11 protein-coding genes are annotated in these 14,442 nt (G+C 40.7%); 7 read left to right on the top strand and 4 right to left on the bottom strand.

Annotated elements, in window-relative coordinates; translation table 11 throughout:
• The first annotated feature begins 97 nt into the window (after positions 1 to 97).
• Both ffh and ACFSR6_RS21040 read left to right on the top strand, forming a co-directional pair.
• Positions 98 to 1,438, top strand: coding sequence for a signal recognition particle protein (gene ffh, locus ACFSR6_RS21035; RefSeq protein ID WP_183766708.1), 1,341 nt, complete (start codon positions 98 to 100; stop codon positions 1,436 to 1,438).
• A gap of 274 nt (positions 1,439 to 1,712) precedes the next feature.
• Positions 1,713 to 3,251 (top strand): YifB family Mg chelatase-like AAA ATPase, encoded by a 1,539-nt coding sequence (locus ACFSR6_RS21040; RefSeq protein ID WP_379082651.1) that lies wholly within the window; start codon positions 1,713 to 1,715, stop codon positions 3,249 to 3,251.
• Between the two features lie 287 nt (positions 3,252 to 3,538).
• Here ACFSR6_RS21040 and ACFSR6_RS21045 read toward each other — a convergent pair whose 3' ends face one another.
• Positions 3,539 to 5,155, bottom strand: a complete 1,617-nt coding sequence (locus ACFSR6_RS21045) for an MGH1-like glycoside hydrolase domain-containing protein (protein WP_379082653.1) — start codon at positions 5,153 to 5,155, stop codon at positions 3,539 to 3,541.
• 533 nt (positions 5,156 to 5,688) lie between these two features.
• Here ACFSR6_RS21045 and ACFSR6_RS21050 point away from each other — a divergent pair.
• The 3 genes from ACFSR6_RS21050 to ACFSR6_RS21060 all read left to right on the top strand — a co-directional run bounded on the left by ACFSR6_RS21050 (position 5,689) and on the right by ACFSR6_RS21060 (position 7,510).
• Positions 5,689 to 6,063: a hypothetical protein gene (locus ACFSR6_RS21050; RefSeq protein WP_379082655.1), complete on the top strand. Its 375-nt coding sequence runs from the start codon at positions 5,689 to 5,691 to the stop codon at positions 6,061 to 6,063.
• A gap of 111 nt (positions 6,064 to 6,174) precedes the next feature.
• Positions 6,175 to 6,744 carry a Crp/Fnr family transcriptional regulator gene (locus ACFSR6_RS21055; protein ID WP_379082657.1) on the top strand — a complete coding sequence of 190 codons (570 nt, stop codon included), beginning with the start codon at positions 6,175 to 6,177 and terminating at the stop codon, positions 6,742 to 6,744.
• Positions 6,745 to 6,829: 85 nt separating this feature from the next.
• A complete protein-coding gene (locus tag ACFSR6_RS21060) occupies positions 6,830 to 7,510 on the top strand; it encodes a type 1 glutamine amidotransferase domain-containing protein (protein ID WP_379082659.1) in 681 nt (226 codons plus the stop codon).
• A 48-nt stretch (positions 7,511 to 7,558) separates the two neighbouring features.
• Here the strand turns inward: ACFSR6_RS21060 and ACFSR6_RS21065 are convergent, their stop codons facing one another.
• The gene (locus ACFSR6_RS21065; RefSeq protein ID WP_379082661.1) at positions 7,559 to 7,810 is read right to left on the bottom strand and encodes a hypothetical protein; all 252 of its coding nucleotides are present in this window, start codon (positions 7,808 to 7,810) and stop codon (positions 7,559 to 7,561) included.
• A 150-nt stretch (positions 7,811 to 7,960) separates the two neighbouring features.
• On the opposite strand from ACFSR6_RS21065, the gene ACFSR6_RS21070 reads away from it, so the two are divergent.
• Entirely contained in the window at positions 7,961 to 9,343 is a 1,383-nt protein-coding gene (locus ACFSR6_RS21070; protein ID WP_379082664.1) for an MBL fold metallo-hydrolase RNA specificity domain-containing protein, read from the top strand.
• Positions 9,344 to 9,529: 186 nt separating this feature from the next.
• Here the strand turns inward: ACFSR6_RS21070 and ACFSR6_RS21075 are convergent, their stop codons facing one another.
• The gene (locus ACFSR6_RS21075; RefSeq protein WP_379082667.1) at positions 9,530 to 10,777 is read right to left on the bottom strand and encodes a glutamate-5-semialdehyde dehydrogenase; all 1,248 of its coding nucleotides are present in this window, start codon (positions 10,775 to 10,777) and stop codon (positions 9,530 to 9,532) included.
• 92 nt (positions 10,778 to 10,869) lie between these two features.
• The gene (proB, locus tag ACFSR6_RS21080) at positions 10,870 to 11,949 is read right to left on the bottom strand and encodes a glutamate 5-kinase (protein ID WP_379082669.1); all 1,080 of its coding nucleotides are present in this window, start codon (positions 11,947 to 11,949) and stop codon (positions 10,870 to 10,872) included.
• 314 nt (positions 11,950 to 12,263) lie between these two features.
• Here proB and ACFSR6_RS21085 point away from each other — a divergent pair, with 314 nt between their 5' ends.
• Positions 12,264 to 14,414, top strand: coding sequence for a S9 family peptidase (locus ACFSR6_RS21085; RefSeq protein ID WP_379082671.1), 2,151 nt, complete (start codon positions 12,264 to 12,266; stop codon positions 14,412 to 14,414).
• Positions 14,415 to 14,442 lie beyond the last annotated feature (28 nt).

Below are 14,442 nucleotides of genomic sequence, written 5' to 3' on the forward strand. Positions count from 1 at the left end.
GGTGCAGCGATTTACAAGCAAAATTTGATACATTTGCCTTTTATTAAAAACAAGTAGCTTTTTGCTTTTTGGCATGAAGCTTTTAGCTTAAAAAAAGATGTTTGATAATTTACAGGACAAGCTAGACAGGGCATTTAAAGTATTAAAAGGACAGGGCAGCATTACGGAAATCAACGTGGCAGAAACCATGAAGGAGATTCGCAAAGCCTTATTGGATGCCGACGTTAACTATAAAACAGCAAAAGCATTTACTGACGAAGTAAGACAAAAAGCATTAGGACAGAATGTACTTACTGCGGTTTCGCCAGGCCAGTTGCTTACCAAAATCATGAACGATGAGCTAGCAGCCTTAATGGGCGGCGAAGCTACCGAATTAGATACAAAAGCCAATCCAACCATTATTTTAATTGCAGGTTTAAACGGTGCGGGTAAAACCACATTTGCAGGTAAACTTGCCCTGTATTTAAAAGGCAAAGGTAAAAAACCTTTATTGGTTGCCGGCGATATGTACCGCCCAGCCGCTGTTGATCAGTTAGAGGTTTTAGGTACAACAGTTGGCGTTTCTGTTTATGCTAACCGCGCATCAAACGATCCGGTGGGTATTGCACTAGAGGGTATTGCCCATGGTAAACAAAACGGAAATAATGTAATCATTATCGATACAGCAGGTCGTTTAGCGATCGATGAATCGTTGATGAATGAAATTTCGGAGGTGAAGGCAAAAACCAATCCGCACGAAATTTTATTCGTAGTAGATTCCATGACCGGGCAAGATGCGGTAAATACAGCAAAGGTATTTAACGACAGGTTAGACTTTACCGGTGTAGTTTTAACGAAATTAGATGGCGATACACGCGGTGGAGCAGCCCTTTCAATTAAATCGGTAGTAAATAAACCGATTAAATTTATTGGTACAGGCGAGAAAATGGAAGCACTTGATGTGTTTTATCCTGATCGTATGGCATCTCGTATTTTGGGTATGGGTGACGTGGTTTCGCTTGTTGAACGTGCACAAATGCAGTTTGATGAGAAAGAAGCAGCAGAACTTCAGAAAAAAATCCGCAAAAACAAATTCGACTTCAACGATTTCTACAACCAGATCCAACAGATCAAGAAAATGGGTAACATGAAAGATTTGATGGGCATGATACCGGGAGTGGGTAAAATGATGAAAAATGTGGATATCCAGGACGATGCCTTTAAATCGATCGAAGCCATTATCAATTCGATGACCCCGTTTGAAAAAGAAAACCCGGATGCCATCCAGCAAAGCCGCCGTTTACGTATTGCGAAAGGTTCGGGCAGCAAGGTAGAGGAAGTAACCAAGCTGATTAAACAGTTCGAAGATATGCGTAAAATGATGAAACAGTTTTCTAACCCTGCGGCCGCAGCAGCCATGATGAAAGGTATGCCTAAAATGCCATTTGGCAAGAGGTAGCTCAAGGTTTAAGGTAAAAGCCAGGGCTATAGAGCCTTATTTCTCATAAAAATAAAAATCCCAATCAGTAATGGTTGGGATTTTTTGTTTGAGGGTTCTGGCTTTGTTGCCGAAAAGCAGGAATCGGTATTTGGTGGCCAATAGAGTGTGAGTGAAACCACCTCACTTATAACTAATGAGGCTAAAACTTGACCTTTACCTAAACAATTTTTATATTAGTAATCAATATTCATCCCGAATAATTTACATCCGAATTTATTTTAATTAAAAATCAATGCTTGTAAAAACATACGGGAGTGCTGTTTATGGCGTAAATGCACTAACCATAACCATCGAAGTGAATATCAGTGCCGGCACCAAATATTATATGGTGGGCCTACCGGACAATGCAGTAAAAGAAAGTTTACAACGGGTAGCCAGTGCGATTACTGTTTCTGGTTTTCGCATGCCAAAGCAAAAAATAGTAGTCAATTTAGCCCCTGCCGACATTAAAAAAGAGGGCTCTTCATACGACCTTCCCATTGCCATCGGCATTTTAGCGGCTTCGGGGCAGATCCCCTGCAACGAACTCGAAAAATACTTTATTATGGGCGAGCTCTCCCTCGATGGAAGTATTCAGCCCATTAAAGGGGCTTTACCGATTGCAATACAAGCCCAACAAGATGGTTTTGAAGGCTTTATCCTGCCCAAGCAGAATGTACGTGAAGCCGCCATTGTAGATGGCCTGCAGGCTTATGGTGTAGAAAATCTTGCTCAGGTAGCGGCTTTTTTTAATCAGCACGAAAATTTGGAGCAGGTGAAAGTCGATACGAAAGCAGAATTCTTAAAAAACATCAATAGTTATGAACACGATTTTGCTGATGTTAAGGGACAGGAGAATATAAAACGTGCACTCGAAATTGCAGCAGCAGGAGGACATAATGTTATACTGATTGGTCCGCCGGGAGCGGGCAAAACCATGCTCGCCAAACGCTTGCCTACCATTTTGCCACCATTAAATTTAAGCGAAGCACTCGAAACCACCAAAATTCATTCTGTCGCCGGGAAGCTATCTGCCGCCGATTCGTTAATGAACTCAAGGCCCTACCGTTCTCCACACCATACCATAAGCGATGTAGCTTTGGTAGGTGGAGGGATAAACCCACAGCCTGGCGAAATCTCACTTGCCCACAATGGAGTGTTGTTTTTAGATGAACTGCCAGAATTTAAGCGTACGGTTTTAGAAGTAATGCGCCAGCCACTGGAAGACCGTAAGGTGGCCATTGCGCGGGCAAGGTTCTCTGTAGAATATCCCGCCAGTTTCATGCTGGTCGCTTCAATGAACCCTTGTCCCTGCGGTTTTTACAACCATCCCGAAAAGGATTGTGTGTGTGCCCCGGGTGTGGTTCAAAAATACCTGAGCAAAATATCAGGCCCCCTGTTAGACCGTATCGACCTGCACGTAGAGGTTACTCCTGTTAATTTTACTTCGCTCGCTTCGTCAGTCGATGCTGAAAAAAGCGGTACCATCAGGAGCCGCGTAATCAAAGCCCGCGAAATACAGGATAAACGTTTTGCGGATAAACCCAACTTGCACTATAATGCACAGATGAGCACCAAAATGGTACGGAAAGTATGCGAGATCAGCGAGGATGGGATTATGCTCTTAAAAACGGCGATGGAGCGTCTGGGTTTATCTGCCCGCGCTTACGACAGGATTTTAAAAGTGGCCCGTACCATTGCCGATCTGGCCGGAAGCGAAAATGTAGAACTCGAACACCTGGCCGAATCCATTAATTATAGAAGCTTAGACAGGGACGGTTGGGCGGGGTAAATTCTCCTCTTACACGAATTGTGTGCGCCAACTATCATCCAACGCCTGAAAGAATCCCTGAAAACGTTAGAAGCGCCAAAAACCTCTGATTGAGTGATGCAAAAGATGAACTGTGTCTAATTTATGGTTATAGGGATGCAATACACAATTTTTCCATCCCTTCTATCTTAAGGCTTTTACACCGTACTCCTTGATTTAGAGGCGTCGACCTCGCTTATTACCGATAGATATACCAATGGGTTAAAACAGCAGCAATGTTAGCATTTTAATTTTTGCCCTCCTCAATGTTATGATCTCAATGGAACTTTTGCATTTATGGGTTTAGTGGACGTGAAGACGCTGTTGCCGTTAACCAGTATATTATATCCCTTTCTTTTATTATAGCGTTTTCCAGTTCTATCATAATAAATGGTTATAATTTTTCCTTTATAAAGGAGATTATCCAGGCAATAGTAATCCCATTCACTTAGAGGCACCAGAGGATTGACAATCAGCTCATTGTTTTTTCCAACTCTGATTCCGACAAGTCCGGTTATTATGAGGTCATTGAAAGTAGAATGGTTGTAGTCCTTACCCCGCTCTTCACCACCTTTGTTTTTGCTCCACGTATTTTGCTCCCATGATTTCAATCTCGTCCTCGATATCCAATCACCATTAAAGGGATTAATGTTTTCATCGATCCATGGCTGTTTCTTGCCATTGGCAAAAGTGATCTGATGAGAATTGCTATATATTTTGAGCAGCTTGTAGTAGTCTTGCGCCGAAACATAACGCTGATTATAATCATTCAGAAGATTCGCCATCGCGGTCAGCGTGATTGATGTCGAGAAAGGCCAGCTTGGCCCGTTCCATTGGCATTCATGACCTTGGTAGGAGATAGCAAACCTTGGATGGTTCTGGGCAGCTGTGGTTGGCCCGTATTTCGCATAGAAATACTTATCATTCATCAGATATTTCCAGGCTGAAGAGTAATTTTGCGGAGGTATATTGAAATACCATGGCGTATAGCCGTGTAGTTCAAGAGCATCAGAAAAACTCATGTCTTTGCTTCCCCAGGGAATGACCTTGAAAAAAGAGCTGTTTTTATCCCACAACCCATTGTTGATTTTCTTCCTCATCTCTTCGCTCTTACGATGGTAGTAATCAGCCTTGGAGGTATTTCCAAGCTTTAGCGATAGTCTTTCGAGTGACTGTGCCTCAGCAAACATGTAACTATTTATGGTAGCCCGGTAGCCCCTGGTTTTGCAGCCTGCAATTGCTCCAGATATTGACTTTTCCATTCCATCCCTGTCATCTGTCTGCCAAAAGAATCCCGTCGAATCCCTGTGATCTTTTTCCCAGGATTTAAAGTTTTCCTCCAGATAAGGATAAAGTTCCTTCAACAGGGCATCATTGTTATGTACATCTGTATAATTCTCCAGCGCATTCGCTATCCAGAACGAATAGCCTCGCACCGTTTTCGCTCCGCTTCCCTTTAGCCAAAATCTCGCATATTCCTCAAAATAACTTGTCGCGTGCAACCATCTTCCTTCCATAAACTGAAGCGCAGCCGCGCAGGCAATCGAATTATATTTTCCTGCCCATGAAACATCCGGCAGAAATTCTGTGATGATGTGGCCTTCAGGGGTATTTCTGATATGCTTCCTGTAAGTCCACCACCTAAAATAATACGTTTTCTCCAGCTGTTTGTCCGGACATTCAAAGAAAGGAATATTGGTCTTAAGAAACGTCCATGCTTTTTCGTTCGGGAAATCGCCGAACTTGTATAGTTCATCATCAGCTTTATTAAATTCCGATATATAATGCTCAAAACTATCCCTGTTTAATACCTGTCCTTGAGCCGTAGCGGTGTATACCAGCAGGATAAGGGCCAGATATTTACTGAAACTGGTTATTGTGAACACAATTTTCTTTGTTAAGTGCATGAAAGTTTGTTTGGTTAGAAGGTATCTTATTTATTATGGTTAATGGCATTAAAACACGAATTTACCAAAACTTTATCTTGATAAATCGAGCATTTTACAACTATTTGTCTGATATCATAATTTTTTTCCCTGCGCGGTTGCTTTCAGATCAATAAATTTGACTACTGATCTATTCAATTGTATCTCCAGATAAACATTCCCTGTCATTGTGAAAGCATTGGTAAGAAGCCCACACAAACATCTTCAGTGCGATACCACCATGAGCCGGGTAATTTTAAAAAATCTGTCCATTAATCACAATTCTTTCGGAAAAAACCAGAATGTTCTCCCTGTTCCCAAAATAATTGAAATTATTTTTAGACACCAAATAAAACACTATCTATCAATATTTTAAAACAAAAACCAAAAGTCTTTCAGCATCGCTTTTCGCTTCTATCGGTTCCTCTTTGGCACAGTCATTGTCATAGACCTGTTACATTAATTACCTATTTAAAACTAAAAAAGTGAAAGAGATGAAAAAGACAGTTCAAATTTTAAGCATGCTTTTAATAGCATTAACCGTGATGGTTTCGTGTAAAAAGGATACAGATCCTGCCGACAGGGATTTCTTTGTAGGCACCTATAAAGGCTCCGTTTCTTACCGTAATGGCGAATCGACCATTACCAGCACCGACGGTAAAGTAACTGTAAGTAAGATAGGCGAAACCTATAATTTTTACTTTGGCAACAACATTCCGGATATTACAGGTGTAAAGTTCGAAAAATCGGGCGATAATACTTATGTAAGTGTCGGCTCTGGTGTAACAGGAATCACTATTGATGCCAGCACACTTAAAATGCTGGTCTCAAAAGACGGGCAAACCTGGACGGCAAATTGTACCAGGTAATACTTCAAAAAAACAAAGGCCCGGTTGATAATCGGGCCTTTGTTTTTTATCCTTGTTTCGTTACAGGCAAAAAATTAAACGGGTTTAATGCTATTTAGCTAAATTTATAGCATGAGTTTCGAACTAAAAACACACCTCGAAGAAATCATTTCCCTTACCGATCAGGAGTTTGAACATATAGCTTCACATTTCAAATCTAAAACCCTCAAAAAACATCAATACCTTATCCAGGAAGATGAATTTGTACACAACATCTATTTCGTGGTTAAGGGCTTGTTAAAAGCGGCATTTACTGATGCCAATGGTAAAGAATACATTATCCAGTTTGCAATGGAAAACTGGTGGCTTTCAGATTTTCGGGCCTTTTATGCAAATGTTAAATCCATTACCAATATCTCCTGTCTCGAAAATTCCGAGTTGCTTTATATTTCTAAAGAAAATTTAGATAAGTTATGCCTTGAAAGCCATAAAATGGAGCACTTTTTCCGCGTAAAAGGCAATTTTGGTTATGTAGCCCTGCAACAAAGAATTTTATCGCTGCTCAGCACTAGTCCTAAAGAGCGTTTCGAACAACTGGCACTGCAATACCCGCAACTTATGCAACGCGTTTCTAAAACAATACTTGCTGCCTATCTGGGTATTTCGAGAGAAACACTGAGCCGGCTTGCCACAAAAGTGTGATTTGACGCACATGAAATCTGTGATTGAAGTCCTTTACCACCCAAAAGCATTGGCCTAATTTTGTGATACACTTAGCATAAAAGATATGAATAAGAAAGTTTTATTCGTGCTTACAAGCCACGACGAATTGGGAAACACAGGTTTAAAAACAGGATTTTGGTCAGAAGAATTAGCCGCACCTTATTATGCCTTAACTGATAAAGGTATTGATATTGTATTAGCATCGCCAAAAGGCGGTCAGCCGCCAATTGATCCAAAAAGCGAAGATCCTGCTTTCCAAACCGATAGCACGCAAAGAATGGACAAGGATACTGTTCTCTTAGATAAATTAAAGCATACCCTCCCATTGGCCAATGTAAAAATGGACGATTATGATGCTGTATTTTATCCCGGTGGGCATGGCCCACTATGGGATTTAGCTGAAAGTACAACCTCTCAACAACTCATTACAGCGTTTTATACTGCCAATAAGCCTGTGGTATTCGTATGTCATGCACCGGGTGTGCTAAAAGATGTTAAAGTAAATGGAGAGTACCTCGTAAAAGGAAAAAATGTAACTGGTTTTTCCAATACCGAAGAAGAGGCGGTTCAGTTAACTTCAGTAGTGCCTTTCCTTGTAGAAGATATGCTGGTTAAAAACGGCGCAAACTACAGCAAAACAGGAGATTGGAATCCTTATACAATAGTAGATGGTTTGTTAATCACCGGACAAAACCCGGCCTCATCAGAAAAAGTTGCAGAAGAACTTTCAAAACTTCTTGCATAAATTTAATCCCCCATACAGGTTCACTAAACAAGCCTGTATAGGTTATTTTTATAACTCTTCCTCTTCATCATCCTCTTCAGGTACATAGTTTTCAATAGCCTGTCCCACCGCATTTACCTCTTCATCTTCCTCAAAAATCGGAAGCTCGGTTTTATAGTCCATCTTTAACCAGATCGATGAAGTATCCTTTTGGATCTGCATATATTCTTTACCCTCTTTAAAGATTGTATAAGTTTGATTTCCTTCAGGAAATACCGAATAATTTACCGGCCCGATTTGTACATCAAAAGGTTCTTGCATAGCTGATATTTTTTGCAAAGATAAAAATCTTTTTGCTGAGTGTAATTTGGTCAGTGAATCAAACATAATTAAAAAATTACGCCTGATTGTTTAAAAATCCCTTCAATTATATTACTTTACGGCGAAAGAATTTACGCGAAAGATAAGAAGATGAAGTTAACGTTTTGGGGCGCAGCGCAACAGGTTACCGGGAGTATGCATTTACTCGAAATCGGGCATTACAAAATATTGATAGATTGCGGATTAGACTATGAAAAGGAAACCTACCAGGAAGAAAACCAGCAATTTCCTTTCGATCCGTCAAGCATTAACCTGGTCATTTTAACCCATGCGCATATCGATCATTCTGGTAATTTACCTACACTTGTTAGGATGGGTTTTGAAGGGCAGGTGCTTTGTACGCCGCCAACAGCCGATTTAACTTCGATACTGCTGTTCGACTCCGTAGAGCTGTTTCTAAGAAAAGCGGGTAGAAAACCCCGTACCAAACACGGCAATTTTAGCGGACCAAAACCTTTGTATCTGCATAAGCATGTAATGGATACGATCGATCGTTTTGTAACCATTGCCTTTAACAAACCTTTTAAAATTAACGGCGATATTACCTTAACCTTTGTACCTGTTGGCCATTTGTTGGGGGCTGCCGCTGCTATTTTAACCATAAATGATAATGGTATAGAGAAAAAAATAGCTTTTACCGGCGATATCGGCAGAGAAAATTATCCGGTTTTGGTTAATCCCGAGCCACTGCCAGAAGTAGATTACGTGGTAAGCGAGGCAACTTATGGAGGCAGGATGCACACCAAAGACCAAACGCTGGAACAACGCCTCGTTCAGGAAATTACAGAAGCCTGCATTAAAAGTCCCGGCCGCCTGATCATCCCTGCATTTAGCATCGGCAGAACACAATCGTTGGTATTTGCCTTAAACCAGATATTCACCAAAAAACTTTTACCACCAATCCAGATTTTTGTGGATAGTCCGATGGCCGTTCAGGCTACCGATGTTTACCGCAAACACCATAACCTGGTGAATCAGGAAGCAAAAGATTTTTACCGGACCATGGGCGACGAATTCGAGTTTGAGCATCTGGCCTACGTGCAAACCATGAAAGAAAGTAAAGATGTTTCCAATTATTTTGACCCCTGCATCATTATTTCTTCTGCGGGTATGTTAGAAGGCGGGAGGATTCAGGATCATTTGTATTATAACATTCAGAATTATTATTGTACCATTCTTTTTATCGGTTATTGCGCAAAAGGAACATTGGGCTACAAACTATTAAGCGGGGCGCCGATTGTGAGGATTAAAGACCGCGAAATGATGGTTTATGCAACCATTCGCCAAACCGATCTGTTAAGCGGACACGGCGATCATAACGATTTAGTGAAAACAATTAAACAAACCGGTCAGCCTAAAAAAGTTTTTCTCGTACATGGTGAAGATAAAAGCCTGCAAAGTTTATCAATGGCGCTGCAGGAAGATGGTTTTAATGTTGAAGTTCCGGAGAGGGGAGCGGTATTTGAGCTTTAGTTCAGTTGTTCATTGGCCATTAGTTCATTAGTGGCTTTTAGTTGATTTTTTTTGTTAATAGCTCACAGACACTTAAGCCATCAACCATGATCTATTAAACCATCAACAAAAAAGATACAAGAAGTAGCTATTGATTCTTAGCTTATTATTCGTCCTCGCCTATTATACATCTTACATCAACCATGATTATCCCCTTACTTGTCCATCGCCTCTTACCACCCATTTATAACTGGTCAATTCCTCCAAACCCATTGGCCCACGGGCGTGAAGTTTTTGTGTACTAATGCCTATTTCGGCACCAAGCCCAAACTGCGCACCATCGGTAAAACCTGTAGAAGCATTGGCATATACCGCAGCCGCATCTACCTCATTCAGAAACTGAGCAATATTACCGGCATTTTCAGAAATAATGGCCTCACTATGTTTTGAGCTATAATGGGCAATATGATCTAAAGCACCTATTAAATCATTAACCACTTTAACAGCCAGTTTTAGCGACAAGAACTCGGTTCCGAAATGCTCTGGTGCAGCCTGTTTTAATAAGTGAGCGGGATAAGAAGATTTTAATACCTCAAAGCTCTTCTCATCTGCATATAATTCTACATTTCCATCAGCCAAAGGAGATAAAAGTACTGGCAGATCATGCAGCCTGTTTTCGTTAACCAGCACACAATCTAAAGCATTGCAAACGCTTACCCTTCTTGTTTTTGCATTAAAAATAATCGCTTTACCTTTCTCTAAATCGCCCGTTTCGTCAAAATAAGTATGTACAATGCCAGCCCCTGTCTCAATAACAGGTATCTTACTGTTTTCGCGTACATAGTTGATCAACGATTGACTTCCTCTTGGGATCAGCACATCAACAAATCCGCGCGCATTTAATAAAGCTTCTGTTGCAGCTCTTTCTGCAGGCAATAGGATTAGAACATCACGGTTAATTTTATGGCGATCCAATACCTGGTGTATTACTCTTGCAATGGACAGATTAGAAAATTCGGCATCGCTGCCACCTTTTAATACCGCTACATTTCCCGTTTTAAAACAGAGCGAAAATACATCGGCAGTTACATTTGGCCTTGCTTCATATATTACCCCAACAACCCCCAGCGGCACACTCACTTTCTGTATATACAGCTGATTATCAAGCGTCTTATCGGAAAGAATTTTACCCAATGGACTGTTTAAATCCGCTACATTTTTAAGGTCATTTGCAATATCCGCAATACGTGCTGTACTAAGCTTCAGCCTGTCATATTTGGGGTCTTCGATAGGCATTTTAGCCAAATCCTTAGCGTTTTCAGTAAGAATTTCGGTTGTATTAGCCACCAAAGCTTCAGCCAGATCGGTCAGTACTGCATCTGTTGTTTCTTTGCTTAGGCTAACCAAAGTACGGCTTGCCTGCTTTGCTTTTTCGAAGTATTGTTTATAATCCATTTTTTCTTCATTTTGATCGTCATGCTGAATTTATTTCAGCATCTTCTATCGATAAGACCCTGAAACAAGTTCAGGGCGACGAGCTGGTCATTTTAAATCGCCGAATAAAAATAATCATAATGCACCAGGGCTTTTTGCTTTTTCAGTCCAATGCGTTCCCTGGCCTTATCCGATCCGTATTCTGCAATTCCCAAGCCGATTAATTGATCCTGTTCGTCTACAATCTTAATAATGTCGCCTTTTAAAAAGTCGGCCTTGATTTCAATAACCCCTACAGGCAATAAACTGGTTGCTTTGCCTGAGGTTAATACCACTTTTGCGCCATCATTTAACTTCACCACCCCAGTTGCCGCAGTTTCAGAATGGGCAATCCATTTTTTCTTGCCCGATTTGCTTTTTTCCGGTACAAAACGGGTGTGCACCAGATCATTATTCAACAAAGAAATCAGTACATTATCTTTGGTTCCATTGGCAATATGTACAGAAATGCCCAATTTAGCCACCTTTTGTGCCATGGTCGATTTGGTAATCATTCCACCGCGACCAAATTGCGATTTCCCTGTTTGTATAAAAGAAGCCAGGTTAGCAACCGAGCCATTAATTTCCTCAATAACGGCTGAACCCGCAACTTTCGGATCGCCATTATAAATGCCATTTACATTCGATAAAATAATCAACGCATCAGCATTTAACATGGAGGCAATTAGCCCTGCCAGTTCATCATTATCTGTAAACATCAGTTCAGTAACTGAAACTACATCATTTTCATTCACCACAGGAATTACCTCATTTTGAAGCAAAATCTGTAAGCAATTTTTCATATTTAAATAATGCGCCCGATCACGAAAATCTTCTTTCGTAACCAAAACCTGTGCGCACTGAATTTCATGGGAGGCAAAAAAATTAGCATAAGTATTGATCAGTTTAACCTGACCAATGGCCGCCAATAGTTGTCGGGTAGTTACGGCATCTTGTTTATCTGATACTTTGATCAAGCTTCTGCCTGATGCTACTGCGCCTGAAGACACCAAAATAACTTCAACATCCTGTTTTTTAATGTCTGCCAATTGATTTACAAGGTGTTTTATCCTTGTTTCATCAGGCAAACCATTCGCCTGCGTAATTACGTTCGAACCAACTTTAACAACAATTTTTTTATAACCAATTTTCATTATTACCTTGGAGGAGTTTGAATGCGGCAATTTAACATCAATTTTTCTAATTTGGATAATTATCTATAGGCTTGATGGATTTTTACGAAAATGGCAATGGTTAAGGTGAAGTCATAAGTCTGTTTCTATTGGTAAAAACCTGCACAATGCTAACTAATGAACCAATGACCATTGAACTAATGAACTTATCATAAGTCCGGAGTTAGAAGTGTTAGTTGCCCAGAACAATTAACCACCATGCCACTAATAAACCAATGCCTATTGAACTAATGAACTATTTCGTTAAATTGCGGTTGAACCCAAATCAACCCGCTATGAAACATCTCTTACCCGCCCTAGTTGTTCTCAGTACAATTATGGCTTGTAATAACCCACAAAAAAAAGAAATGAAACCGATTAAATGGCCTAACGCAAAAGCACCAATAGCAGAAATTATTCCTCACCAAAGAGTTATTCATGGCGATACGGTGACAGACAATTATTATTGGATGATCGATTATTTTAAAAAAGGTCCCGACAGTACTAAGGTTGTAAATTACCTGAAAGCCGAAAATGCTTATCTGGATACCATGATGAAAAGTACCGATAAGTTTCAGGCCGATCTGTTTAAAGAAATGAAAGGCCGGATTAAAGAAAAAGACGAATCGGTTCCGGTTTTTAAAAACGGTTATTATTATTACAGCCGCACAGAAGATGGGCAGCAATACTTTAAATATTGCCGTAAAAAAGGAAGTTTATCCGCGCCTGAAGAAATCTTGCTGGATGTAGATCAATTGGCAAAAGGACATGCTTATTATAGCGCAACCGGATTTAGTATCAGCCCCGATAATAAACTGCTGGCTTATGGAGTGGATATGGTTTCGCGTCGCCAGTACACCATCCAGGTGAAAAACTTAGAAACAGGCGAGACTTTAAAAGATGCCATTACCAACACCCAGGGAGCAGTGGCCTGGGCCAACGATAACAAAACCTTCTTTTATACTTCAAAAAATCCGGTTACTTTATTAAGCGAAAAAATAAAGAAACACGTGCTTGGTGCCGATGCCAAAAGTGATGCAGTGGTTTACGATGAAAAAGATAATACCAATTACATTGGTGTAGGGAAATCGAAAAACGGCCGGTACATTTTTATCGCCTCACAAGGAACACTTACCTCAGAATATAAAATAATTGATGCAGACCATCCCGAAAGCCCCTTTAAAGTTTTTGCAGCCCGTACCAAAGATGTATTGTATGATGTAATGCCTGTTGATGGCAGGTTTTTGATTCTCACCAACTGGAATGCCAAGAATTTCCGTCTGATGCAGTGCCCTTTAGACAAAACCGAAAAAGAAAACTGGAAAGAGGTGGTTCCGCACCGTGCAAACGTTTTACTGGAAAGTGTAGAAGAATTTAAAGACTATACCATTTTATCGGAACGTAAAAATGGCTTAACTGAGCTGCGTGTACTAAAAAATGATGGCAGCGATTATTACATTAAATTTGATGAACCTGTTTATGATGCCGGTGTAGGCGCCAATCCTGAATATAACAGCACCACATTGCGCTATAGTTATACCTCATTAACTACCCCGAGTTCTACCTACGATTACGACCTGGCAAAACAAGAGCAGAAACTAATGAAACAACAGGAGGTTCTGGGAGGTTACAATGCCAAAGATTATGTAACAGAACGTGTTTTTGCCACCGCTAAAGATGGGACTAAAGTACCTATTGCCCTGGTGTACAAAAAAGGATTTAAAAAGAACGGCGAATCACCTTTGCTGCTTTATGGTTACGGTTCTTATGGCGCAAATTCGGATGTATACTTCTCTTCGCCACGTTTAAGTTTATTAAACAGGGGATTTGTTTTTGCCATTGCCAATATCCGTGGCGGACAGGAAATGGGCCGTCAATGGTATGAAGATGGAAAGCTGATGAAAAAGAAAAACACCTTCACCGATTTCATTGCAGCAGGAGAGTACCTGATAGATCAGAAATACACTTCAAAAGGGCATTTATATGCACATGGTGGCAGCGCAGGTGGCTTATTGATGGGAGCAATAGTAAACATCGCACCTGATTTATGGAACGGTGTCATTGCCGATGTTCCCTTTGTAGATGTGGTAAACACCATGCTGGATGAAAGCATTCCGTTAACAACAAACGAGTTTGACGAGTGGGGGAACCCGAAACAAAAAGCGGCTTACAATTACATGAAAAGCTATTCGCCTTACGAAAACGTAGAGAAAAAAGCTTATCCGAACATATTGGTTACCACAGGCTTGCATGATAGCCAGGTACAATACTTCGAGCCGGCAAAATGGGTGGCCAAATTAAGGGCAACCAAAACTGATAAAAATGTGCTGCTGCTTAAAACAAACATGGAATTTGGCCATGGGGGTGCCTCTGGCCGATTCGATTACCTCAAAGATGTTTCGTTAAGATGGGCATTTTTGTTTGCGCTGGAGGGGATTGATAAGTAGTTTTCTTATTTATACTGTCATGTTGAGC

The organism is Pedobacter vanadiisoli, from assembly GCF_042684385.1.
Taxonomy (GTDB): Bacteria; Bacteroidota; Bacteroidia; order Sphingobacteriales; family Sphingobacteriaceae; genus Pedobacter; species Pedobacter vanadiisoli.

What these genes read in the sequence shown, in the direction of transcription:
- ACFSR6_RS21085 (WP_379082671.1), top strand. Translation starts at nt 12,264, where the DNA reads ATGAAACATCTCTTACCCGCCCTAGTTGTTCTCAGTACAATTATGGCT.
- ACFSR6_RS21050 (WP_379082655.1), top strand. Translation starts at nt 5,689, where the DNA reads ATGAAAAAGACAGTTCAAATTTTAAGCATGCTTTTAATAGCATTAACC.
- ACFSR6_RS21070 (WP_379082664.1), top strand. Translation starts at nt 7,961, where the DNA reads ATGAAGTTAACGTTTTGGGGCGCAGCGCAACAGGTTACCGGGAGTATG.
- ACFSR6_RS21075 (WP_379082667.1), bottom strand. Translation starts at nt 10,777, where the DNA reads ATGGATTATAAACAATACTTCGAAAAAGCAAAGCAGGCAAGCCGTACT.
- ACFSR6_RS21055 (WP_379082657.1), top strand. Translation starts at nt 6,175, where the DNA reads ATGAGTTTCGAACTAAAAACACACCTCGAAGAAATCATTTCCCTTACC.
- ACFSR6_RS21065 (WP_379082661.1), bottom strand. Translation starts at nt 7,810, where the DNA reads ATGCAAGAACCTTTTGATGTACAAATCGGGCCGGTAAATTATTCGGTA.
- ACFSR6_RS21040 (WP_379082651.1), top strand. Translation starts at nt 1,713, where the DNA reads ATGCTTGTAAAAACATACGGGAGTGCTGTTTATGGCGTAAATGCACTA.
- ffh (WP_183766708.1), top strand. Translation starts at nt 98, where the DNA reads ATGTTTGATAATTTACAGGACAAGCTAGACAGGGCATTTAAAGTATTA.
- ACFSR6_RS21060 (WP_379082659.1), top strand. Translation starts at nt 6,830, where the DNA reads ATGAATAAGAAAGTTTTATTCGTGCTTACAAGCCACGACGAATTGGGA.
- proB (WP_379082669.1), bottom strand. Translation starts at nt 11,949, where the DNA reads ATGAAAATTGGTTATAAAAAAATTGTTGTTAAAGTTGGTTCGAACGTA.